The 23,352-nt window shown below is 70.3% G+C and carries 17 protein-coding genes; 15 read left to right on the top strand and 2 right to left on the bottom strand.

Translation table 11 applies throughout. The features are described from left to right. Positions 1 to 112 precede the first annotated feature (112 nt). The 11 genes from rplU (at position 113) to AB5J55_RS14040 (ending at position 15,576) form a co-directional block, all read left to right on the top strand. Positions 113 to 433, top strand: coding sequence for a 50S ribosomal protein L21 (gene rplU / locus AB5J55_RS14090; protein ID WP_004931419.1), 321 nt, complete (start codon positions 113 to 115; stop codon positions 431 to 433). Between the two features lie 14 nt (positions 434 to 447). Then, on the top strand, positions 448 to 702 hold the full coding sequence (rpmA, locus tag AB5J55_RS14085) for a 50S ribosomal protein L27 (protein ID WP_003990207.1): 255 nt from the start codon (positions 448 to 450) through the stop codon (positions 700 to 702). Between the two features lie 106 nt (positions 703 to 808). Continuing rightward, positions 809 to 2,254, top strand: a complete 1,446-nt coding sequence (gene obgE, locus AB5J55_RS14080; RefSeq protein WP_369271011.1) for a GTPase ObgE — start codon at positions 809 to 811, stop codon at positions 2,252 to 2,254. Between the two features lie 339 nt (positions 2,255 to 2,593). Then, positions 2,594 to 4,024 carry a VCBS repeat-containing protein gene (locus AB5J55_RS14075; protein WP_369271010.1) on the top strand — a complete coding sequence of 477 codons (1,431 nt, stop codon included), beginning with the start codon at positions 2,594 to 2,596 and terminating at the stop codon, positions 4,022 to 4,024. A gap of 53 nt (positions 4,025 to 4,077) precedes the next feature. Then, positions 4,078 to 5,577 carry an FG-GAP repeat domain-containing protein gene (locus AB5J55_RS14070; RefSeq protein WP_369271009.1) on the top strand — a complete coding sequence of 500 codons (1,500 nt, stop codon included), beginning with the start codon at positions 4,078 to 4,080 and terminating at the stop codon, positions 5,575 to 5,577. A gap of 56 nt (positions 5,578 to 5,633) precedes the next feature. Further along, entirely contained in the window at positions 5,634 to 7,115 is a 1,482-nt protein-coding gene (locus AB5J55_RS14065; RefSeq protein WP_369271008.1) for an FG-GAP repeat protein, read from the top strand. 189 nt (positions 7,116 to 7,304) lie between these two features. After that, positions 7,305 to 8,864: an alkaline phosphatase gene (locus tag AB5J55_RS14060; RefSeq protein WP_369271007.1), complete on the top strand. Its 1,560-nt coding sequence runs from the start codon at positions 7,305 to 7,307 to the stop codon at positions 8,862 to 8,864. A 111-nt stretch (positions 8,865 to 8,975) separates the two neighbouring features. After that, positions 8,976 to 10,184: a hypothetical protein gene (locus AB5J55_RS14055; RefSeq protein WP_369271006.1), complete on the top strand. Its 1,209-nt coding sequence runs from the start codon at positions 8,976 to 8,978 to the stop codon at positions 10,182 to 10,184. Positions 10,185 to 10,365: 181 nt separating this feature from the next. Next, entirely contained in the window at positions 10,366 to 11,865 is a 1,500-nt protein-coding gene (locus tag AB5J55_RS14050) for a D-ribitol-5-phosphate cytidylyltransferase (protein WP_369271005.1), read from the top strand. A 147-nt stretch (positions 11,866 to 12,012) separates the two neighbouring features. Further along, positions 12,013 to 14,130, top strand: coding sequence for a hypothetical protein (locus AB5J55_RS14045; protein WP_369276180.1), 2,118 nt, complete (start codon positions 12,013 to 12,015; stop codon positions 14,128 to 14,130). A gap of 225 nt (positions 14,131 to 14,355) precedes the next feature. After that, positions 14,356 to 15,576 (top strand): glycosyltransferase family 2 protein, encoded by a 1,221-nt coding sequence (locus tag AB5J55_RS14040; RefSeq protein WP_369271004.1) that lies wholly within the window; start codon positions 14,356 to 14,358, stop codon positions 15,574 to 15,576. On the opposite strand, the gene AB5J55_RS14035 is transcribed toward AB5J55_RS14040, so the two are convergent. Both AB5J55_RS14035 and AB5J55_RS14030 read right to left on the bottom strand, forming a co-directional pair. Further along, complete coding sequence (locus AB5J55_RS14035; protein WP_369271003.1) at positions 15,545 to 17,590, bottom strand: hypothetical protein; 2,046 nt, start codon at positions 17,588 to 17,590, stop codon at positions 15,545 to 15,547. The genes AB5J55_RS14040 and AB5J55_RS14035 overlap by 32 nt on opposite strands. 172 nt (positions 17,591 to 17,762) lie before the next feature. After that, complete coding sequence (locus AB5J55_RS14030) at positions 17,763 to 19,172, bottom strand: polysaccharide pyruvyl transferase family protein (protein ID WP_369271002.1); 1,410 nt, start codon at positions 19,170 to 19,172, stop codon at positions 17,763 to 17,765. Positions 19,173 to 19,363: 191 nt separating this feature from the next. Between AB5J55_RS14030 and proB the strand changes: the two genes are divergently transcribed. The 4 genes from proB to AB5J55_RS14010 all read left to right on the top strand — a co-directional run bounded on the left by proB (position 19,364) and on the right by AB5J55_RS14010 (position 23,272). Further along, positions 19,364 to 20,491 carry a glutamate 5-kinase gene (gene proB, locus AB5J55_RS14025; RefSeq protein ID WP_369271001.1) on the top strand — a complete coding sequence of 376 codons (1,128 nt, stop codon included), beginning with the start codon at positions 19,364 to 19,366 and terminating at the stop codon, positions 20,489 to 20,491. A 205-nt stretch (positions 20,492 to 20,696) separates the two neighbouring features. After that, complete coding sequence (locus AB5J55_RS14020; protein WP_369276179.1) at positions 20,697 to 21,152, top strand: hypothetical protein; 456 nt, start codon at positions 20,697 to 20,699, stop codon at positions 21,150 to 21,152. A gap of 109 nt (positions 21,153 to 21,261) precedes the next feature. Then, entirely contained in the window at positions 21,262 to 22,548 is a 1,287-nt protein-coding gene (locus AB5J55_RS14015) for a glutamate-5-semialdehyde dehydrogenase (protein ID WP_369271000.1), read from the top strand. 121 nt (positions 22,549 to 22,669) lie between these two features. Then, a complete protein-coding gene (locus tag AB5J55_RS14010) occupies positions 22,670 to 23,272 on the top strand; it encodes a hypothetical protein (RefSeq protein ID WP_369270999.1) in 603 nt (200 codons plus the stop codon). Positions 23,273 to 23,352 lie beyond the last annotated feature (80 nt).

Below are 23,352 nucleotides of genomic sequence, written 5' to 3'. Positions count from 1 at the left end.
CATCCCCGTAAACCTCATCCCTCCTGAGCACAGGGTGTTCCGGAGAGGCTGTCCGCGTGCCGGGCGGCTGGACTGCGGGGGTGCCGTTCCCGAGCGAGAGAGTGAGATCCGCGTGTACGCCATCGTGCGCAGCGGTGGTCGCCAGCACAAGGTTGCTGTCGGCGACATCGTTGAGGTTGACAAGATTTCCACTGCCAAGGTTGGCGACACGGTCGAGCTCTCGACCCTGCTCGTTGTCGACGGCGACGCTGTGACCAGTGACCCGTGGGTGCTGGCCGGCATCAAGGTCCAGGCCGAGGTCGTGGACCACCACAAGGGCCAGAAGATCGACATTCTGCGCTACAAGAACAAGACCGGCTACCGCCGTCGTCAGGGCCACCGCCAGCAGTACACGGCGATCAAGGTCACTGAGATCCCCGCGGCTGCGAAGTAAGGGACTGAGGAGAGATGGCACACAAGAAGGGCGCATCGTCCACCCGTAACGGTCGTGACTCCAACGCTCAGCGCCTCGGCGTGAAGCGCTTCGGCGGTCAGGTCGTCAACGCGGGCGAGATCCTGGTCCGTCAGCGCGGCACCCACTTCCACCCGGGCGCGGGCGTCGGCCGTGGCGGCGACGACACGCTGTTCGCCCTGGAGGCCGGTTCGGTGCAGTTCGGCACCCACCGTGGCCGCAAGGTCGTGAACATCGTTCCGGTCGCCTGATCGGAAACTTTCGCGAGGCGGACCTCACTTCCCTCACGGGAAGCGGGTCCGCCTTTCGCGTGTTAGTTCTCAGAGAACACCCCGTACGTAACTGGAGGCACATCCCATGACCACCTTCGTGGACCGCGTCGAGCTGCATGTCGCCGCGGGTAGCGGAGGCCACGGCTGTGCCTCCGTCCACCGTGAGAAGTTCAAGCCGCTCGGCGGGCCCGACGGCGGCAACGGCGGGCGCGGCGGGGACGTGATCCTCACCGTCGACCAGTCGATCACCACGCTGCTCGACTACCACCACTCCCCGCACCGCAAGGCCACCAGCGGCAAGCCCGGTGAGGGCGGCAACCGCTCCGGCAAGGACGGGCAGGACCTGGTCCTCACCGTGCCGGACGGCACCGTCGTGCTCGACAAGGCGGGCAATGTACTCGCCGACCTGGTCGGGCAGGGCACGTCGTACGTCGCCGCGCAGGGCGGCCGGGGCGGGCTCGGCAATGCCGCGCTGGCGTCGGCGCGGCGCAAGGCACCCGGGTTCGCGCTGCTCGGTGAGCCGGGGGACCTCCAGGACATCGTCCTGGAGCTGAAGACCGTCGCCGATGTGGCGCTGGTCGGGTACCCGAGTGCCGGCAAGTCCTCGCTGATCTCGGTGCTGAGCGCCGCGAAGCCGAAGATCGCGGACTACCCGTTCACGACGCTGGTGCCGAACCTGGGTGTGGTGACGGCGGGCTCGACCGTCTACACCATCGCCGACGTCCCGGGTCTGATCCCGGGCGCCAGTCAGGGCAAGGGCCTGGGCCTGGAGTTCCTGCGGCACGTCGAGCGGTGCAGTGTGCTCGTGCACGTCCTGGACACCGCGACGCTGGAGTCCGACCGGGACCCCGTCTCCGACCTGGACATCATCGAGGCGGAACTGCAGGAGTACGGCGGGCTCGACAACCGCCCGCGGATCGTCGTCCTGAACAAGATCGACGTACCGGACGGCAAGGACCTCGCCGAGATGGTGCGGCCGGATCTGGAGGCCCGTGGCTACCGGGTCTTCGAGGTGTCCGCGGTGGCGCATCTCGGCCTCAAGGAGCTGTCGTTCGCGCTGGCCGACCTGGTGGGCAGGGCGCGGGCCGCGAAGCCGACGGAAGAGGCGACGCGGATCGTGATCCGGCCGAAGGCCGTCGACGACGCCGGCTTCACCGTGACGCGTGAGGACTCCGGCGGCGAGCCGCTGTTCCGGGTGCGTGGTGAGAAGCCCGAGCGCTGGGTGCGGCAGACCGACTTCAACAACGACGAGGCCGTGGGCTATCTCGCCGACCGGCTCAACCGGCTCGGTGTCGAGGACGAGTTGATGAAGGCGGGCGCCCGGTCCGGTGACGGCGTGGCCATCGGGCCCGAGGAGAACGCCGTCGTCTTCGACTGGGAGCCGACGCTGATGTCCGGGGCGGAGATGCTCGGCCGGCGTGGCGAGGACCACCGCTTCGAGGCACCGCGGCCCGCTGCGCAGCGGCGGCGTGACAAGGAGGCCGAACGGGACGAGGCCCTCCGGGAGTTCGACGACTTCGAGCCGTTCTGAGGCCTGGGGGGCGTGCGGCGTTGTCGGTGCCGTCGACTGGGGGCTGCCGCCCCCAGGCCCCCGCTTCGGCCTGAACGGCCTCGTCCTCAAAACGCCGGACAGGCTGACCTTGCCTGGGCCGGCGTTCAGAGTGCACCGCGGACGGGCTGGGATGCCCGGGCCGGTGTCCCGGCGCCAGTGTGTGCCGCTGGCCGGATTGGTTAACTCCAGGAAAATTCGCGGCGTATCCCAGGGCAACCCCTTCGATCCCCGGTGAGTCGTACTGGGCGGCGTGGATGAGGATCTTGAACTTTCGAGGCCTCACCACCGTCAACTGCCCATCGAATTCCCGGAGTCGACGTGGTCGAGGCTGTTTCGCGCAGGACGCGGCGTACCGCCGCCATGGCTGCCGCCCTGGTGGCCGCGAGCGTCGGTGTACTGCCGACGGGGTCCGCCCACGCGGCGACCGCCACCGTGCGGCAGGACTTCAACGGTGACGGGTACGGCGATCTGGCCGTCGCCGCTCCCAACGCCACCGTGAACGGCAGGGCGAAGGCGGGCTACGTCGCCGTGCTGTACGGATCCGCGAACGGACTGCGCACCACGGTCAAGAAGGTGTACACGCAGGACTCCGCCGGGATTCCGGGCACCGTCGAGGCCGATGACCGCTTCGGCTCGGACCTCGTCACGGCCGACCTGGACGGCGACGGATACAGCGACCTGCAGGTGTCCGCCGATGACGAGCGGTGGGAGCAGGGCGGCATCGCCCGGGAGGGCAGCCGCACCGTGCTGTGGGGCGGCCCCGGCGGCCTCACCTCGGGGAAGGTGCGGCCCGCTGTCGGAGACAGCCCGTACCAGAGCGGCGGCGGGACCGTCACCGGTGACTTCAACGGCGACGGGCATCAGGACCTGCTCGACAACGGCCGTGTGGAGTACGGGCCGTTCGGGCGCGGCGGTCAGCCGGCCGGCACGACCGGGGCACAGCTCGTCGACGGCGACCTCGACCTGGTCAGGGTGGTGGCCGGCGATGTGGACGGTGACGGCATCACCGACCTCGTCACCCTGGCCCGCTCGTTCGACGCGGACGACGAGGGCAACCGTGGCGAGCACCTGAACTTCCTGCGCGGCAGCCGCCACGGCCTGCGCCCCCTCGTCGTCCTCAGGGACGCCCAGGGCGAGAGGATCAGACCCGGCCACACGCTGGCCCTCGGTGACGTCAACGGCGACCGCCGCGAGGACATCGTCATGGGTCATGGGCGGCTCAGGTTCCTCTACGGCACGGCGAGCGGCCCGGCCGACTCCGTCGCCCCCCGGACCATCACCCAGGACACGCCGGGCATGCCCGGCGCCGACGAGGCCGGGGACGTGCTCGGCTACGACCTCGCGGTCGGCGACATCAACGGCGACGGCTACGGCGACGTCCTGGCCGGCGACCCGTACGAGGACCTGGGCACGGTCCAGCAGGCCGGCGCCTTCGTCGTCGTACCCGGTGGACCGGACGGGCCGACCGGGGCCGGCGGCAGACTCCTCGCCCAGAACAGCGCGGACGTTCCCGGCACCGTCGAGAAGGACGACCGCTTCGGCGAGAACGTGCATCTGGTCGACGCCGACGGCGACGGGCGGGCCGAACCCGTCGTGGCCGCGGTCGGGGAGGACGCGCGTGCCGGAGGCGTGTGGGTGTTCCGGTCCGGCTCGGCCGGTGTCACCGCGAAGGGCTCCTTCGCCTTCGGCGCCGGCACCCTCGGCACGGTCGCGAGCGGCGCCCGGCTCGGTGACCGGTTCCCGCGCTGATCAGCCGCCCCCTCCCACGCCTCCACCCCTATCTTCCCTACGTCAGGAATCACATGACTTCGCGTTCCCACCGCCGTGCTCCGCGCTCCCGCCGCGTGGGGATCGTCCTCGCCACCGGCGTCGCGCTTGTCGGCGGGGCGCTGGTGGTGCCCGCCGTCAACGCCGCCACCGAGGCCAGGGCCGCCACGCCGAGCAGCAAGCGGCTGCACGACGACTTCAATGGCGACGGGTACCCCGATGCGGCGATCGGTGCCCCGTCCACAACGGTGGGAGGGAAACCGCTGCGCGGCGCGATCAGTGTGCTGTACGGCTCTTCCAGCGGGTTGTCGACCTCGCGCAAGCAGGTGCTGACGTGGCCCAACCGTACGAACGAGGGCTATTACGGAGCCCAGTTGACGAGCGCGGACCTGGACGGGGACGGATACGCGGACCTGCTGTCGACGGCCGAGTCGGAGATGCCGTACGTCGACTCCGGGTTCGCCCTCGTCGTCAACTGGGGCGGGTCAAAGGGGCTGTCGGCCACGCCGACGAGACTGACCTGGAGCACCGGCTATGAGTGGGGCGGCCGGTTCACCGTCGCGGACGTGGACGGCGACAAGCGACCGGATGTGGTCATGGTCAGCGACGACAGGCCGGACAGCGAGGCACCCGGCAGGGTGTGGCACGGCCCGTTCACCCGCGCCGGCGAGCCCGCGAAGAAGGACTCCTTCGACATCGACCCCGACGGGCACTCGTCGTACCACTCCGTGACGGCCGGTGATGTGAACGGCGACGGCACTGCTGACCTCGCCGTGCGCACCTCCTCCCAGGACGAGCCGGACTCGCGCGCGGTGTCCCTGCTCACGGGCGGCCCCAACGGTCTCACCTACCAGGGCAATCTCAAGGACGCCCAGGGCAGGATCGTCGGCGGCGAGGACGCGAGGATCGGCGACCTGAACAAGGACGGGTACGGCGACATCGTCGTCGGCCACTCCGTCGACAGCCTTGACAGCGACGTCGAACTTCCCACGAAGGGTGGTGCGTTGGCCGTCGTCTACGGCGGTCCCGGCGGCGTCTCCAGCACCCGCAAGCCGGTGTGGATCAACCAGGACACCGCCGGTGTGCCCGGCGCCGGCGAGCGGGGCGACGGCATGGGATCGGGGCTGTCCATCGGCGACACCGACGGCGACGGCTACCTCGACGTCGCGACCGGCCTGCCCGGCGAGGACTTCGACGGCCTCACCGACGCGGGCACCGTGCTCGTGCTGCGTGGCGGCGCGAACGGGCTGACCGCCACCGGCTACAAGTCGTTCAGCCAGAACACCGGCAAGGTGCCCGGTACCGCCGAAGGGCAGGACCGTTTCGGCCAGGAGACCGCTCTCGTCGACGGCGACGGTGACAGGAGGCACGGTCTGGTCGTCGGGGACCCGGCCGAGAACTTCGGCATGGGATCCGCGTGGGTCTTCTCCGCCACCTCCAGCGGTGTCACCGCCGCCCATTCCTTCTCGTTCGGTCCGGCCACCATGGGCCTGACCGTGACCCAGGCGCAGTTCGGATCGTGGCTGGCCGACTGAGAGCGACGACAGCCCCGTACCGATATCCCCCCACGAAAACGACAGGAGACAGCACCATGAACAGGCGCAGAGGAACCTGGCGCACGGGACTCGCCGTTGTCATGGCGGTGACGGGAGCGGCCGCGCTGCCCGCCGCCCACGCGGCCGGGGACACTCCGCCCGCGGTCGAACTCCGGGACGACTTCAACGGCGACGGCTACTCCGACCTCGCGGTCGCGGCGCCCGAGGCGACCGTCGACGGGAAGTCGAAGGCCGGATACGTCGCCGTGGTGTACGGGTCGGCGAGTGGGCTGAGGACCGCCTCCAAGCAGGTCGTCAGCCAGAACACGGCCGGCGTCACCGACTCCGCCGAGACGGAGGACCTGTTCGGCAGCGCGGTGAGCACCGCCGACCTCGACCGGGACGGATACGCGGACCTGATCGTCGGTGCCAGTGGTGAGGACTCCGTCGAGGGCGGTGCCGAGACCGGGCTCGTCCAGGTCGTCTGGGGCGGGGCGAACGGGTTGTCCGGCGGGGCGGCGCTGGCGTACGGGCGCGAGACCTATGACCGGCTGAGCGCCAAGGGGCAGCTGACCGTCGGCGATGTGAACGGTGACGGGGCGACGGACCTGGTCGTCGTCGAGAGCCAGGTCAAACTGCGGGTCATCAAGGGCCCCTTCGGCCGCGACGGCTCCGCGAGCGGCGGGGAGCAGATCGTCCTGGACGACTCCGATCCCCGCTTCCTGGACCTGGCCACCGGCGACGTGAACGCTGACGGCATCGACGACGTCGTCGGCACCATGCACGACGGCGACGAGTACGACGCCCGCCGTGTCACGTACTGGCGGGGCACGCGGGACGGGCTTGCCGAGGGCGTCGTGCTGCGTGACGCCAGGGACTGGCGGGTGCAGGGCGGCGAGTCCCTCGACCTTGGTGACGTGAACGGCGACGGGTACGAGGACATCGTCGTGGGCCGTTCCGTCGACGGCTACGACAGCGACCTCGACACCCCGATCCCCACGGGCGGCCGGGTCGCCTTCATACCGGGCTCCGCGAACGGGCCCGTCGGCACGAAGGCGATGTACGTCAACCAGGACAGCGCCGGAGTCCCCGGCGCCGCCGAGCGCGGCGACGGCTTCGGCTCCGACGTCTCGGTCGCCGACGTCGACGGCGACGGGTACGCCGACGTCTCCACGGGCGTGCCGGGCGAGGACTTCGACGGGCTGAGCAACGCCGGCGGCGCCGTCGTACTGCGCGGTGGCGCGAACGGTCTGACCGGTACCGGTGCCCACGGGGTCAACCAGGCCACCGCGGATGTGCCGGGCGCGGCGGAGACCAACGATGCCTTCGGCGGCGCCACCCACCTGGTGGACGCCGACCACGACGGCCGCGCGGAACTCGTCGTCGGCGCACCGGGGGAGAACGCGAACGCCGGGTCGGTGTGGGTGTTCGAGTCCACCTCGGCCGGCACCACCCCGACCGGCTCGTTCACCTTCGGCGCCGGGACGCTCGGCACGGTAGCGGCGAACGCGAGGCTGGGCTCCGGGTTCAACTACTGATCGAGCCGGATTCACTCACTGATCGACCGGCAGACCCGTTGTGGCAAGGGCACGTTGCCGTGCCGCAGCGGGTCTTCCGTTGTCTCCCTAGTTGTCATGCACGCGAAGCTCGCAGTTCAGCAGCCGGACCGCCCTCGGGCGTGAGCATCCGAAGTGTCCAAGAGGCCAGCGAGGCAGGGGAGTTCGCCGATGACCGGTGTTTCCGGATCCGTATCGCCCGACCGACGCCGCTTTCTGACCGCGGGTGCCGCGGTGCTCGGCGCCGCGGCCTCCGCCCAGCTGTGGCTGCCCAGCGCCGCCCGGGCCGCCGAAACCCCGCTGCCCGACGGCGTGTTCAGCCTCGGTGTCGCATCCGGTGACCCGTTGCCCGACGGAATCGTGCTGTGGACGCGCCTCGCTCCGGACCCGCTGAACGGCGGCGGCATGCCCGATCGCGTGGTGTCCGTCGAGTGGGAGATCGCCGAGGACGAGCGGTTCCGCAAACCGGTGCGCCGCGGGGTCGCCCAGGCCCGGCCCGAGCTGGGGCACAGCGTTCACGTCGACGTACGACGGCTGCGCCCTGGCCGTACGTACTGGTACCGCTTCCGCACCGGCGGCCAGCTCTCGCCCACCGGCCGCACCCGCACCGCGCCCCACCCGACGAGCTCCGGCGGCCGGCTGCGCATGGCGCTGGCCTCCTGCCAGAACTGGCAGCACGGCTACTTCACGCCGTACGCCGACATGCTCGACCAGGACCCCGACTTCGTCCTGTTCGTCGGCGACTACATCTACGAGTCCACGCCGTCGGCTACGGGTGTGCGCCGGCACGAGGGCACGGGCGAGCCGTACAGCCTGGTCCAGTACCGCAACCGGTACGCCCAGTACCGCACCGACCCGGACCTCGCCAAGATGCACGCGAACGCGCCCTGGGTGGTCACCTTCGACGACCACGAGGTCGACAACGACTTCGCCGGTGAGATCCCGCAGGACCCGGACAAGCAGCCGCACGACGCGTTCGTGGCGCGGCTGACCGCGGGCTACCAGGCGTTCTACGAGCACATGCCGGTCCGCGCGAGCGCCATCCCGAACGGCCCGCACATCCAGATGTACCGCCGTCTCGAGTTCGGCCGCCTGGCCCGGCTCAGCGTGCTGGACACCCGCCAGTACCGCAGCGACCAGGTCAAGAGCCAGGAGGCGGCCCAGGACCCGTCGCTCACCATGCTGGGGGCCGAGCAGAAGAGCTGGCTGATCGACGGACTGCGCCACTCGCCGGCCCGCTGGAACATGATCGGCTCGCAGATCATGATGGCCGAGACCGACCTCAAGGTCGGCGAGGGCAAGCTCTGGTACTACGACGCCTGGGACGGCTACCAGGTCGAACGCAACGCCCTGATGCAGGAGTTGAAGCAGGTCCGCAACCCGGTCGTGTTCTCCGGCGACCGCCATCTGACGATGATCAGCGACCTCAAGGAGAATTACACCGACCCGGGCTCCGACGTCGTGGGCGCCGAGTTCGTCGGTACGTCCATCTCCAGCAACGGCGACCAGGACCAGGACGCCTTCCACAAGGAGTGGGACCCGCGCCTGCCGGACAACCCGCACTGGAAGCTCCTCGACGCCCACCGCGGCTACCACCTCTTCGACATCCGCCGCGACGGCATCGACGCGCAGGTGCGGATCGTGGACACGGTGCGCGCGCAGACGGCCACGCCGAGCACGCTGGCCCGGCTGCGGGTCGACGCGGGCCGGCCGGGCGTCGAGGTCGTGTAACTCCCGCAACCTCTGTCACTTCCGTAACGCCTGCTGGAGGACCTGGGGCTCATCCGTGTCCCAGGTCACTCTCAGTGCTCTCTCAGCAAGCCCTCTTACCGTCCTGTGACCATGGAGACGGACTGTACGAGAGCTGAACTCCCGGCCAACGGCGACGTCATCACCCCGCTCGCCGCCGGGACCCGCCTGCTGCACATCGGCCCGCACAAGACGGGCACCACCTCGATCCAGGGCGCCCTGTTCGAGGCGAGGGCCGAGATGGCCCGGCACGGCGTCGAGTGGCCGGCCGCCACCCGGCACCCCATGGAGGCGGTCCTGGCCGCCTGCGCCCGCACCGGCATGATGGGCGACCCCGCGCCCACCGAGCGGCACTGGGCGCGGCTGCTGGAGCAGGTGCGCGGCACGGGGCGGCGTACGTCGGTGATCAGCAGCGAGTTCTTCGCCGACGCCCCCGACGACGACACCGTCGAGCGGATCGTCGAGCAACTCGGCGGCGAGCGCGTGCACGTCCTGGTCACGCTGCGCCCGCTCGCGCGGATCATGCCCTCGCAGTGGCAGCAGTACGTGCAGAACGGCCTGCGCATGGGCTACGAGGACTGGCTGGAGCACCTGCTCAGGAAGCCGCCGTACGACAGGCCCACCCCCAGTTTCTGGCGCCGGCACCGGCATGACCGGCTCGTCGAGCGCTGGGCGGGGGTGGTCGGCGCGGAGCGGGTCACCGTCGTCGTGGTCGACGACCGGGACCGGGAGGGCCTGCTGCGCGCCTTCGAGGCGCTGCTCGGGCTGCCTGCGCACCTTCTGTGGCCGATTCCGGACGCCGCGAACCGCTCGCTCACCCTCGCCGAGACCGAAATGCTGCGGAATCTTAATAAGGAATTCCGCGCCAATGAACTGCCCGAGGAGCTCTATTCACAGCTCGTCCGGAACGGCGCCGTGATGCATATGAAGAACACGTGCGCTCCCGGTCCCGGTGACGTGAAGATCTGCACCCCGCAGTGGGCCGTGGAGGCCGCCGCCGGGATCGGTGCCGAAATGGCGGACCGGATCGGGTCGACGGGGGTGCGGATTATCGGCGACATAACCCTTTTGTCCGCTGTGCAGTTGTCCGCCGTGCAGCAGCCGGCAGGCCGGATCGACGCCGCGGCGCGCATCGCTCCCGAGGTGGCGGGGCATGCGCTGTACGGGGCTCTCGCCGCGGCGGCGGGCGCTCCCGTGCGGCACGCCGCGCCCGCCAAGTCGCGCACCGTGCACCAGACGTCGTCCCGGGAGTTGGTGCGGGTACTCGGCCACCGTTGCCTCAAGCGGCTGAGGCTTCGGTGAGCCTGTGTCGTTACTCACGGCAACGGCCGGGAACTTCCGGCGGGCTTCATCGCAATGACCATGCGTACAAGGTGAATGACAGGTTGCGCGCACATATGCAGACGGGGACGCTCACCTTGCACTGCGGTAACCCCAAGTGGGACCATTTCCAAGTTCCCAGTCGCCACAAGGTAGGTCACCTGTGTCCCAGCACATAGCCAAGCCCCGTACCACCGCAGTGATCCTTGCGGGTGGTACCGGCCAGCGCGTGGGTCTGTCGATCCCCAAGCAGCTGCTGAAGATCGCCGGCAAGGCAGTCATCGAGCACACGTTGACCACCTTCGAGAAGGCCGACTCGATCGACGACATCATCGTGTTGATGGCGCCCGGTTATGTACCGGACATCGAGAAGATCGTCGCCAAGGCCGGGTTCAAGAAGGTCAAGAAGATCATCGAGGGTGGCTCGACCCGGAACGAGACGACCGAGCGCGCCATCGCCGCCCTCGGCGAGGGACTGGCCGAGGGCGAGGACGTCAACGTCCTCTTCCACGACGCCGTGCGCCCCCTGCTGTCGCAGCGTGTCATCGACGACTGTGTCGTGGCGCTGGAGCGCTTCCAGGCCGTCGACGTCGCCATCCCGTCCGCGGACACCATCATCGTGACCCGCACGCACGGCGAGGACGGCGAGTTCATCACCGAGATCCCGGACCGCTCCCGGCTGCGCCGCGGCCAGACGCCGCAGGCGTTCAAGCTGTCCACGATCAAGCGGGCCTACGAGGTCGCCGCCGGTGACCCCAACTTCCAGGCCACGGACGACTGCTCCGTCGTGCTCAAGTACCTGCCGGACGTGCCGATCCACGTCGTCGCGGGTGACGAGTACAACATGAAGGTCACCCAGCCCGTCGACGTCTTCATCGCCGACAAGCTCTTCCAGCTGGCCTCCACCGCCACGCCCGAGCAGGTCAGCGAAGAGGCCTACCGCGAGCTGCTGACCGGCAAGACCGTCGTCGTCTTCGGCGGCTCCTACGGCATCGGCAAGGACATCGCCGAACTCGCCGAGTCCTACGGCGCCAAGGTGTACGCGCTGGGGCGCTCCACCACCGGTACCCACGTGGAGAACCCGGAGGAGGTCGACGACGCGCTGTCCAAGGCGTACGCCGAGACCGGGCGCATCGACTACGTCGTCAACACCGCCGGCGTCCTGCGCATCGGCAAGCTCGCCGAGACCGACAACGCCACCATCGAAGAGGCGCTGAAGGTCAACTACCTCGCCCCGGTGCAGATCGCGCGGTCCTCGTACAAGTACCTGGCCGAGACCAAGGGCCAGCTGCTGCTCTACACCTCCAGCAGCTACACCCGCGGTCGCGCCGAGTACAGCCTGTACTCCTCGACCAAGGCCGCCATGGTGAACCTCACCCAGGCCCTGTCCGACGAGTGGGCCGGCGACGGCGTCCGCGTCAACTGCATCAACCCGGAGCGCACCGCCACCCCGATGCGCACCAAGGCCTTCGGTCAGGAGCCCTCGGGCAGCCTGCTCTCCTCCGAGGCCGTCGCCCGCACGTCCCTCGACGTGCTGCTCTCCGAGCTGACCGGCCATGTGATCGACGTCCGCCAGCAGGACCCGACGGCGGCCGCCGGCAAGGCGTCCGGCTTCGAGCAGGCGCTGGCCAGTGTTCTGGACCGCCAGGACGGCATGGCATAATCATCAGTTAATAGCCTTATGGAATTCAGGCCTCTGCGATTCTTCGTTAACGAAGAATTCACAGGGGCCTGAGTCCTTCCCCCTTCAGACCGGCCCCTCTCCCTGAGCAGGTTCTCCGTGATATCCACCGCTATTCGCGTCGCCCGGGTGGGCAGCGCGGCCGAGCTGGCCGCGGCGGCCCTCATGATGCTGGGCTTCCCGGCACTCATGCTGGCCGCGCTCGTCCCGAGCGTTCCCGCCTTCGCGGCCGCGGCCGCCGTGACGTACCTGGCGGACCACTATCTGCACCGCAAGGGCAGCTATCTGGTCAACCGCCTGAGCAAGGTGCGGGCAGGTCTGTCGATCCGCTTCCTGATCAGGCAACTGCTGCTGATCCTGCTGCTGGCCCGGCTCGGCCTCGCGGACGACCTGATCTACTACGGCGCGATCGCCTGCTTCATCGCCTTCTACGGCCTCCAGGCCCCGCACGGCGCGCTGGTCACCCTGATCCGCAACCGCCGCCGTATGCCGGTCGCCACCCGCAACGTCGACCTCGCCTCGCGCATCCGCATCCCGGACGCCCCGCCGCGCAGGCTGCTGCACCGCTCCGCCGAGAAGATGCTGCACCTCGACCTCGCGGCCGTCGCCGGCATCCTCGTCTCCGCCTCCCTGGAGTCGGCCGTCGTCGGCTTCATCGGCATCGGCATCACGGTGGGCGTTGGCTGCCTTTATGTGCTGGCGCTCGTACCGTACGTCCGCGGCGCGAAGATCCCGCCGAACGCCGACACCGTGCTGGCCGCCGTCGACGACTGGCTGAGCGAGTACCGGCCCGAGACGGTGCTGTACTTCTCCGGCTCCAAGGACTCCGCCTACCAGGTCAACATGTGGCTGGAGACCATGGAGCAGTTGGACTCCAAGCCGCTGATCATCCTGCGTGAGCGCGTCATCCTGAACAACCTCGCGCCCACCACGGTCCCCGTCATCTGCGTGCCCGGCGGCGTGCACCTGATGAACCTGGACCTGTCGAACGTGCGCGTCGCGCTGTACGCGGCGAACGTCGGCAAGAACATCCACCTGCTGCGCGTCCCCACCATGAAGCACGTCTTCATCGGCCACGGCGACAGCGACAAGCTGGCCAGCGTCAACCCGTACAGCAAGGTCTACGACGAGGTGTGGACCGCCGGGCGCGCGGGCCGCGACCGCTATGCCATCGCCGACGTCGGTGTCCGCGACGCCGACATCGTCGAGGTCGGCCGCCCGCAGCTGGCGCCGATCCAGGGCTGGAGCGGTGTCCCCGAGGGCAGGATCCCGACGGTTCTGTACGCCCCGACCTGGGAGGGCTGGGACGGCAACCCCGGCAACACCTCGATCGTGCTGGCCGGCGAGAGCATCGTGAAGAAGCTGGTGTCGGCCGACCCGCCGGTCCGCGTCCTGTACAAGCCGCACCCCTTCACCGGCACCGTCAGCAAGGAAGCCGGCGCCGCGCACCGGCGGATCATCGCCCTGGTCGAGCAGGCCGCCGCCGAGCGGGTCACCGACGCGCGCTTCACGGCCGACACCGCCGCGCTGACCGCCGCCAAGGCCGAGCTGGCCCGCATCGAGGCCCGCCTCGCCGAGCTGTCCGGCAAGGGCAACGGGAGGGGCAACGGAAAGGGCAACGGCAACGGCAAGGGTGACGAGGCCGAGGCCACCCGCGACGGGCTCGTCGACATCGCCAAGCACGAGGAGGTCGCCCGGCTGCGCGCCGAGTGGAACACCGCGTACTGGCGCTCCTTCCCCGGCCACGAGCACCGCGTCATCACGGGCCCCGAGCCGCGCCTGTACGACTGCTTCAACGTCTCCGACGCGATGGTCTCCGACATCTCCAGCGTGGTCTCCGACTTCATCGCCAGCGGCAAGCCGTACGCCGTCACGGACTCCGCCGAGGTGGGCGTGGAGGAGTTCAAGCGGGCGAACACCGCGGTGCGTGCCGCGACGATCCTGTCCAACAGCGCAGCCGAGCTGGGCGAGCTGCTGGACGCCGTACGGGATCCGGCCGCCGACGCGCTGGCCGCGGACCGTGAGGAACTCAAGCGGTACCTGCTCGGCCCGGACGAGCCGAGGTCCATCGACCAGTTCAACACCGCGGTGGGGAACCTCGCGATCAAGGCCGAGACGCGCAACGTCGGCCAGGAGTCGCGGACGGCGGCCGGAGCCGACATGGACCCCGAGCCCGAGCCCGACCCCGTGCCGGCGACCGTGCCCGTGCCGCGGGCGTCGGCGGCCGAGGACGACCTGACCGCCTGACCCACGGACCCGACGAAGCGGCCCCCGAGGAGCGATCCTCGGGGGCCGCTTCGTCGTTTCTGACGGGCCCCTTCCGCTTCCCGAATCACCTGAGCCCATGTCAGTTCGCGATGTGATCTGGACCACCAAATCACGGGCCTGAGGCAACCGCTTGCAACACCCAGCCGTCTACCAAGTAGCGAATGAGGCGATACGGGGGAAATATCCCGTTGACAAGGGGGAAACGTGACCGTCACGCAGCCTGATGTGACTGTGATCATCGGGGCGTACGAAGCGATGCCGTACCTGGTCGAGTGCCTGGCTTCCGTCGAGGCGCAGACCATCGGCCCGGGGCGCATCGAGGTCATCGCCGTCGACGACGGTTCGACGGACGGCACGGGGGAGTGCCTGGAGGAGTTCGCCGCCCGCGCGGCGATGCCGGTCACCGTGATCCGGCAGGGGAACTCGGGCGGCCCCAGCGGCCCGCGCAACGTCGGTCTGGGGAAGGCCGCCGGGCGGTACGTCTTCTTCCTGGACGCCGACGACCGGCTGGGCCCCGAGGCCCTGGAGCGCATGGTCGCGATGGCCGACAGGAACGGCACGGACGTGGTGCTCGGCCGCATCGAGGGGGTCAACCGCACCGCGCCCAAGTCGATGTGGGGCAAGACGCTGGACCGTACCGACGTCTTCTCCTCGAACATCAAGTTCACGCTGAGCGCGCAGAAGCTGTTCCGTCGGGACCTGCTGACCCGGCACAACATGCGCTTCGACGAGTCCCTGTGGACCGGCGAGGACGCGCTGTTCACGATGGAGGCCTACCTGCGGGCCGACGGCGTCTCCGTGGTCGCCGACCACACCTGCTACTACCTCGTGGGCCGCGACGACGGCAAGCACGTGACCAAGAGCGGCGGCTACACCCTGCGCTTCGACTCCGCGCGCGCCCTGATGAACCTGATCGCCGAGCACGTCCCGGCGGGCCCGCGGCGCGACCAGCTCATGCTCCGCCCCTTCCTCATCACCCTGCTGCCGCAGTTCGGGCCCCAGTACGCCAAGGACAGCGAGAAGGTCCGGCAGCACAAGTTCGAACTGGCGAAGCCCCTCATGGACGCCTACTGGACCCCTGGCATCGCCGGCCGGCTCAAGGTCCACGAGCGGTTGCGGCTGCACCTGGTCGCCGAGCAGCGCCCCGAACTCCTGCTGGACGTCGTGGAGTTCGTCAAGGCCAAGAAGCAGGCGGCGGCCCTCCTGGAGAAGAAGGGCCGCCGGGTCTACCTCGCCTACCCGCACTTCCGGGACGCCGCGGCCGGAGTACCCGACTCCGTGTACCTCGCCGAACCGCGCGAGGCCCGTGCCTTCCCCGGATACCGGGAGGGCGGTTTGGACTCGTTCCTGCGGCGGGCGGTGCGCAAGGCGCGCCGGGTGCTGAGGGGCGGGGCTACGCCGGGTGGGCGGGCCGCTGCGGCGTGAAGGACCGTCGCTGATCGGGGATCTCGGGGGTCTCCGCCGCCAGCCGCTCCGCCATCCGGGCGCGGTGCTCCCCGGCCACTGAACACAGCGACTGCACGGCCTCGTTGAAGCGCACCTGTGACGATGGCTCGTCCGGCCCCAGCAGGTGCCGCTTCAACTCCGCCCGCGCCTCGACCAGTCGGTCCTTCTCGGGGTGCCGCACCGCGTCCAGCAGCTCCGGCACCCCGGCCGCGTCCGGCGTCAGCACCGTCCCCGCGCGCACGGTCGGGAAGGCCTTGCGGAACACGTCCTCCGCGAGGCCGCTGGTGTTCGCCACGGCGTACGGCTTCCCGCTCGCCAGGAAGTCGCTGATCACGCTGGACACATCGCTGATGAGCAGGTCCGCCTCGTTGAAGCAGGCGTACAGCGTCGGCCGGGCGGCCGTGACGACCTGGTGCTCCCACTCCGGCAGTGAGGCCCAGTACGCCTCCTCCCAGGCAGCCGTCGCCCGCGCCACCGCGTCCGCCCGCCCCGGCTCCGGCGCCGACTGCAGCAGCATCCGCTCGAGCTGATCGGCGGACGCCCGCACGGCGGTTGTGGTGAGTCGGTCCAACTCCTCGGTGAGGAGGGCGAGTTCACCCGTGTCACGCGGGCGCTCGCCGGTCCGCCCCCGGTTCGCCGCCGTGATCAGCTCCCGGATGCGCAGATCGGCAGCCCCCGCCCGCGGATCCACCGACCCTGTCAGCGGATGCGGCTTGTACAGCAGCCGTACGCCCGCATCCGCGAGCAGCGCCCGTACGAGGTTCTCGCCGGCCTCGATCACCGAGGTGTTGCCGGGGTTGCCGTCCCAGCCCTCCCAGGTCGGCGCGTACAGCACCGTCGTGCACGCCCCGCTCGGCGGGCCCGCGTACGGCCGGACGTCGTCCAGCTGCGGGCGGCCGATCTCCACGACGTCCTTGTCCTCGACGCCGACCTCGGCGTACGCGTACCGCTCGCGCGCCGCCGGACCGGCCACCCACACCTCGTCGTAGGCCTTCGCGTACGGGTTGCACGACGACAGCTTGTCGCTCTCCCCGTGGTTGACGAAGGTGTGCTTGAGCGTGGGGATGCGCAGGACCTGGGAGGTCTTGCCGGAGTTCGAGGGGTGGATGAGGACCTGGAGCGAGGACTCCTCCAGGCGCATCAGCGTGGAGACCTTCGGCAGGCAGAGGACGGGCACGTCGGTCGGCGCGATCTTCGGCACCATGAACCGCTCGCGCAGCACGATCAGCGGCCGTCCCTCCAGCTTCGCGAGCGGCTCCAGCCACATGTTCGCCTGGTACGCCGAGGAGGCGCCGCCGGAGAAGTAGAGCCCGACCGTCGGCCGGTACTCCGCCAGCCAGGCGTCGAGCCATTCCAGCGTCTCCCGCTCACCCGCCGGGCGACGGCTCGGCAGCAGCCGTACGAGAAGGTCGAACAGGCCCACCAGGGCCAGGCCCAGGGAGAGCGCGATGCCCAGGGCGGCGCAGCGGGGGTCGTCGGTGGCCGCCGTGGCCAGCAGGCCGGCCGTGGCCGGGAGGCCGAAGACCAGCAGGCGGGGCCCCGGGCGGCGCAGCAGGATGGGCGGGGCGGGGGACAGGCGCAGGGCGGCGGCGTCGATGTTGCGGGTGACCACCGGCAGCGTGCGGGTGCGGCGGACCAGCACTGACACCGCCTGGATCGCGCAGTGCAGGACGTAGAAGGCGAGCAGACCCGCGACCAGCGGGGTGTACACCGGCTCCTGGTGCTGCTCGCCCAGCCGCAGCAGGCCCACCACGAGCAGCAGGTCCCGCAGCACGTGTCGCACGGTGATGTCCGCGTGCGTCTTGGCGAACACCGACAGCATGCCGCGCTGCCAGCGCAGCAGCACGCCCTCGACGGCCAGGGACAGGGCCGTCGCGGCGAGCAGCAGCGGGACGTGCGGGCGCAGCGCCGCCACGGCCTGGGCGCAGAAGGCGGCGGCCAGGAGAGCCGTGACGAGCGCTCTCGCCGGGATGTGGGACAGGGGTGCGGGCAACTGCGGTCACTCCAAGATCGGCGCGGGACGCTGGCGTCGGGTTACGGGTCGTGGTGCGCCCGGGTTAACGCGCGGCGGCCTGCGGACGACACGCATGTGTCCTGGGGGCCTGGAGTGACCGGGGCAGCCGCGTGCCCCGGCCCCCGCCGAGGCGGCCGGACACCCCGGCCCCCTACCGTCCCGATTGCAGTGCCCTGCGGATGGGGCCGCCGACCACGCGGCGGGCCCGGCGGTAGACGGACGCCGTCGGCACCGCCGCGCCGCCCTTGGCGGTGCGGGCCAGGTCGCGCCGCAACCGGTCGTTGTCCGTGGCCAGTTCGGTGATACGGCTCTGCAGCCAGCCGAACCTGGTGGTGAGCGAGGTCAGGTCGGCGTCGTTCCAGGGGCGGATGCCCGCCGGGAAGGACAGCGACCTCATACGCTCGTCGAAGGCGGCGCCGCCGTCGCCGTGCGTGAACGTGTTCTCCAGGCCGTTTCTGTCCAGGAACGCCGTGAACCGCTCGAACCGCTCCTGGTGGCCGCTCGTCAGGGCGCCGAAGTCGGCCTCCTCGTACAGCGCCGCGGGGTCCACGTCCTCGGTCAGCTTGTCGATCCGGCGGTGCGGGATGTCGAAGTAGCGGCACAGTTCGAGCGTGCGCGAGTCGCCGCACAGCACGGTCGCCGGCGTACCCGCCAGCAGCGCGGCGATGTTGCCGTGGATGCGGGAGCCGAAGGAGAAGTCGAAGGTGCGCAGGTCGTCGATCCAGGTGACCGGGTCGACGTAGACGCGGACCTTGTCCTCCCGGTACATCGGGTGGTCGGGGTGCGTCGGCATCGCGGTCACCGTGCCGTTCGGGTCGGACAGGTCCCGCCAGTGCAACTGCCGTGCGTCACTGAGGTTCTGGCCGATGAAACGCAGGTACGGGTAGCGGGCGTGGGCGCGGGTGATGACCCGGTCCAGGCCCTGCGACTTCACCGCGCTGTGCGAGCCGTTGACCGCGATCCGGGAGCCGGCGCCGAGGACGGGCTCCCGCTTGGTGACGGTGAGCTCCTTGCCGTACAGGAACAGCGACGGGCAGCCGATGACCTCGACGTCCCGGAACCCCAGGTCCTTGAGGTACTTCTCGGTGAATTCGCCGCGCACCCCGATCGAGGCGCTGCGGTCGAGCACGGCGGAGACGAACTCGCGCACCGCGGGCTCGATGCCCTTCAGCCTTGCCGCGTTGTAGCCGAGCCCGGCCTGCGCGCCGACCCCCACCACGACCACGGGAATCCGCAGCTTGGTGATCAGCCGCGTCAGCCGCTTCAGCTGCCCCTCGAACGAAGGTCGGAACGCGTTCGCGAGCGGGACGACGAAGGCGTCGTACTCCTCGTTGATCCGGCCCGCCGCCGAGACATCGGTGCGGATGCCGTTCGAGACGACCTCGGTGTGCGGGGTCTGAAGGATCTTGTGAGTGGCGTCGCTGAAGATCAGGTTGCCGGCGTTGGTGGCAATGACGTCCCGATGGAGCGCCTCCTCGATGGAGACGACGTCGTAGGGGCTCTTGCCCGAACGGAGGAGAAGCCGCTTCGCGCGGTGAACGTGGAGAGCATCGTGTGGCACAGCGTTCAAAATAAGTTTGCGCCGTCTTTTACTTCTACAGGCAACCAGTGCAACCTTTTTGCCGTATGCAACGCGTGAGCAGGTAGTTACCGCCCGGCTGTCCGGGGGCTGGAATCGCCGCGCGCCGCACGATCCTCTTCGCGTAGATTGCCGGGCAGGGAACCGGACGTACGCGAGGGGAAAGAACACAGGTGGCAGGGGCAAGGCAGGGTGTGCGCGAGGCCCGCAGGATCGTCGTCAAGGTGGGGTCCTCGTCGCTGACCACCGCGTCCGGCGGCCTGGACGCCGACCGCGTCGACGCGCTCGTCGACGTCCTCGCGAAGAGCCGCAGTGGCGGGGAGAGGGAGGTCGTCCTCGTCTCCTCCGGCGCCATCGCCGCCGGTCTCGCCCCGCTGGGCCTGCGTCGCCGTCCCAAGGACCTGGCCCGCCAGCAGGCCGCCGCCAGCGTCGGCCAGGGCCTTCTCGTCGCCCGCTACACCGCTTCCTTCGCCCGCCACGGCGTCCGCGTCGGCCAGGTCCTGCTGACCAGCGACGACATGAGCCGCCGCGCTCACCACCGCAACGCCTCCCGCACCCTCGACAAGCTCCTCGCGATGGGCGCGTTCCCGATCGTCAACGAGAACGACACCGTTGCCACGGACGAGATCCGCTTCGGCGACAACGACCGGCTCGCGGCGCTCGTGGCCCATCTGGTGCGGGCCGACCTGCTGGTGCTGCTGTCCGACGTGGACGGCGTGTACGACGGCGACCCCAGCAAGCCGGGCACCTCGCGGATACCGGAGGTGCACGGTCCGGAGGATCTGGCGGAGGTGGAGATCGGCAGCGCGGGCCGGGCCGGGGTCGGCACCGGCGGCATGGTCACCAAGGTCGAGGCCGCCCGGATCGCGGCCGCCGCGGGCATCCCGGTCGTCCTCACCAGCGCGATCCACGCCGCCGAGGCGCTGCACGGCGGCGACACCGGCACCTACTTCCACGCCACCGGCAGGCGCTCCGCCGACCGCCTGCTGTGGCTCCAGCACGCCTCCACCCCCCAGGGCTCGCTGACCCTGGACGACGGCGCGGTGCGGGCGGTCGTCGAACGCCGGATGTCCCTGCTGCCGGCCGGGATCGCCGCCGTCGAGGGCGAGTTCAGCGCGGGCGACCCGGTCGAGCTGCGCGACAGCGCGGGGCGCGCGGTCGCCCGCGGGCTCGTCAACTTCGACGCCAAGGAGATGCCGCAGCTGCTCGGGCGGTCGACGCGGGAGCTCGCGCGGGAGCTGGGGGCGGAGTACGAGCGGGAGGTCGTGCATCGGGACGACCTGGTGATCCTGGAGCCGTAGAGGCGGGTGATCCCGGAGTTCTGAGCCCCTCCGGTGCTCAGGGTGCCGAAAACAGGGGGAACGCCCCGTTGCAGACGTCGCCCTGAGGTGGACGTTCCGCAAAACCGCCCCGCGAGCCCTTGCGGCCTGCTCAACTTTGTCTACGGGACACATTCCGCACGACCACCGAGTCGGTCACTGCGTAAAGGAGGCCGTCGTGAGACGAGTGCGCCCTGGGGCGGCGTCCCGCAGTGCCGGTGGGGCCTCGTCCCGTGCGGCCGGTGAGGAGCGCGCCTTGACGAGCGTCGCGGCCGGCGACCGCTACGAGGAGCCCCATGACCTGCCCCGCCTGTGGCACGTCACCCTCAGCGTCTCCGGTCAGGAGGCCCCGCTGAAGGAGGTGCGGCGCGCCCTCGAACAGCTCGCCCACGACCACCCCTTTCTGCTGACCAGCCGCTACGCGGGCGACCACGCCGAGATCCGCTACTGGGAAGAGGCCCGCGACCTGCACGACGCCGCCGCGGTCGCCCTGCGCCTGTGGGGCGAGCACCGGCAGAGCGCGGGGCTGCCGCCCTGGGAGATCGTCGGGCTGGAGGTCATCGACCGCGAGACCTACCACCTGCGGCTCGCGGAAGGCTTCGGACCACCGCCGGCGACTCCGGTGGGTGTCCACCCGTTCTAGCGCGTACTAGCGGGGGGCCGGCAAAAGAGGGCGAGGACCGCGTTTCGGTTCCGTCTCGCGGTTCGGAACATACGATGGACCGCCCTCGCGGGCGCACTACCCTTCTTTCATGACCACGCTTTCGCCGTACGACTCCATGTCCCCGGTCAACAGGGCCGCCTACCGCGCCAAGGCCGCCGCCGCCGACCTCGCCCCGCTGCCGCGGGCCGAGAAGGACGACGCGCTGCTCGCCATCGCGGACGCGCTGGAGGTCCGTACGAGCGAAATCGTCGAGGCCAACGCCAAGGACATCGCCAAGGCCCGCGAGGCCGGCACCAGCGAGGCGATCATCGACCGGCTGACGCTGACGCCGGAGCGCGTGCGGGCCATCGCCTCCGACGTGCGGGATGTCGTCGCGCTGCCCGACCCGGTCGGTGAGGTGGTGCGCGGCTCGACCCTCCCCAACGGCATCGACCTGCGCCAGGTCCGCGTCCCGCTGGGCGTCGTCGGGATCATCTACGAGGCCCGCCCGAACGTCACCGTCGACGCCGCCGCCCTCTGCCTGAAGTCCGGCAACGCCGTGCTGCTGCGCGGCTCGGCCTCGGCGTACGAGTCGAACAGCGCACTCGTCCGGGTGATCCGCGACGCCGTGGGCGGGGCCGGGCTGCCCGCCGACGCCGTGCAGCTGGTGCCCGGGGAGAGCCGCGAGAGCGTGCGCGAGCTGATGCGGGCCCGCGGGCTCGTCGACGTGCTGATCCCGCGCGGCGGCGCCTCGCTGATCCAGACGGTGGTCACCGAGTCCATCGTCCCGGTGATCGAGACCGGCACGGGCAACTGCCACGTCTACGTCGACGCCCACGCCGACCTCGACATGGCGATCGAGATCCTGATCAACTCCAAGGCCCAGCGCGTCAGCGTCTGCAACTCCGCGGAGACCCTCCTGGTCCACCAGAACATCGCCCCCGAGTTCCTGCCGCGTGCCCTGGACGCCCTCGCGGAGGCCGGGGTGACCGTGCACGCCGACGAGCGGGTCATGGCGTACGGCAAGGACTCCAAGGCGACCGTCGTCGAGGCGACCGCCGAGGACTGGGAGACCGAGTACCTGTCGTACGACATCGCCGCCGCGGTCGTCGACTCGCTCGACAAGGCCGTCGAGCACATCCGCCTGTGGACCTCCGGCCACACCGAGGCCATCGTCACCACCTCGCAGCAGGCCGCCCGCCGCTTCACCCAGCTGGTCGATTCCACGACGGTCGCGGTGAACGCGTCCACCCGCTTCACGGACGGCGGCCAGTTCGGCTTCGGCGCGGAGATCGGCATCTCCACGCAGAAGCTGCACGCCCGCGGGCCGATGGGGCTGCCCGAGCTGACCAGCACGAAGTACATCGTCACCGGCGACGGGCACGTACGCCGCTGACCCGTACGGCGTAGGGGCGCGCGGCCAGGGCATATGCGTCAGACACGCGCCCCCGGACAGCCTCCGTGCCGCACGACAGGTGTCTCACCAGGCAGATGAATTTCCATACCGTCTGCCCAAATTGACCCCCCAGGTCTACTCTGGAGCCGTGCCGGAGGACGTGGGGGGCACGCCGTTCCCTGACGGCTGGGAGCCCGACGACGACCACGACCGCGGGGTGTCGGACGAAGAGTTCGCCTCCGTGGTCTTCGACGAGGCCTTCGTACGGGCGGCCGCGGTGCACGAGCCGACCGCCGTCGAGCGCCTCCTGGCCGCCGCCCAGGCGAGAGCGGAGGCCTCCGAGGCGGAGGCCCGCCGGGCACACGGCCGGGGCGAGCGGTACGACGACAGGTACGGCCCCGACGACCGCGCCTCTTTCGGCCATGATCCCGAGCTGGACGATCTGGACGACACGGACATCCTGGAAGGCCGCTACGGCGCTCCCGGGACGTACGGCAAACAGGTCCGCTGGCACCGTCCCGTGGCCTGGATGCTCGCCCTCGTGATGGGCATCGGCATGGTCGCGCTGGCCTTCACGGCGGTCTACCGCGGCGCCTCCTCCAGCGGCCGGGAGCAGGTCCCGGCGCCCGCGTCGACCGGGCTGGAACAGGGCAGCGCGGCGGCTCCCTCCGCCTCCGCCGACCACTCCCAACCGGCCATCTCGGCGACCCCGCGCACGCCCTGATCGGACCCGGTCGATGGCCCCGATCGATGGCCTGAACGCTACTCAAAGCTGTCTGACGAACCTGGTGAGAACCTGTCAGA

Source organism: Streptomyces sp. R11, from assembly GCF_041051905.1.
Lineage (GTDB): Bacteria > Actinomycetota > Actinomycetes > Streptomycetales > Streptomycetaceae > Streptomyces.
This window is presented reverse-complemented; position numbering and strand designations above follow the sequence as displayed.

Bases quoted from the DNA above. Each gene is read 5' to 3' on its own strand.
- rpmA (WP_003990207.1), top strand. From the start codon at position 448: ATGGCACACAAGAAGGGCGCATCGTCCACCCGTAACGGTCGTGACTCC.
- obgE (WP_369271011.1), top strand. From the start codon at position 809: ATGACCACCTTCGTGGACCGCGTCGAGCTGCATGTCGCCGCGGGTAGC.
- AB5J55_RS14070 (WP_369271009.1), top strand. From the start codon at position 4,078: ATGACTTCGCGTTCCCACCGCCGTGCTCCGCGCTCCCGCCGCGTGGGG.
- AB5J55_RS14065 (WP_369271008.1), top strand. From the start codon at position 5,634: ATGAACAGGCGCAGAGGAACCTGGCGCACGGGACTCGCCGTTGTCATG.
- AB5J55_RS14060 (WP_369271007.1), top strand. From the start codon at position 7,305: ATGACCGGTGTTTCCGGATCCGTATCGCCCGACCGACGCCGCTTTCTG.
- AB5J55_RS14055 (WP_369271006.1), top strand. From the start codon at position 8,976: ATGGAGACGGACTGTACGAGAGCTGAACTCCCGGCCAACGGCGACGTC.
- AB5J55_RS14015 (WP_369271000.1), top strand. From the start codon at position 21,262: ATGACCACGCTTTCGCCGTACGACTCCATGTCCCCGGTCAACAGGGCC.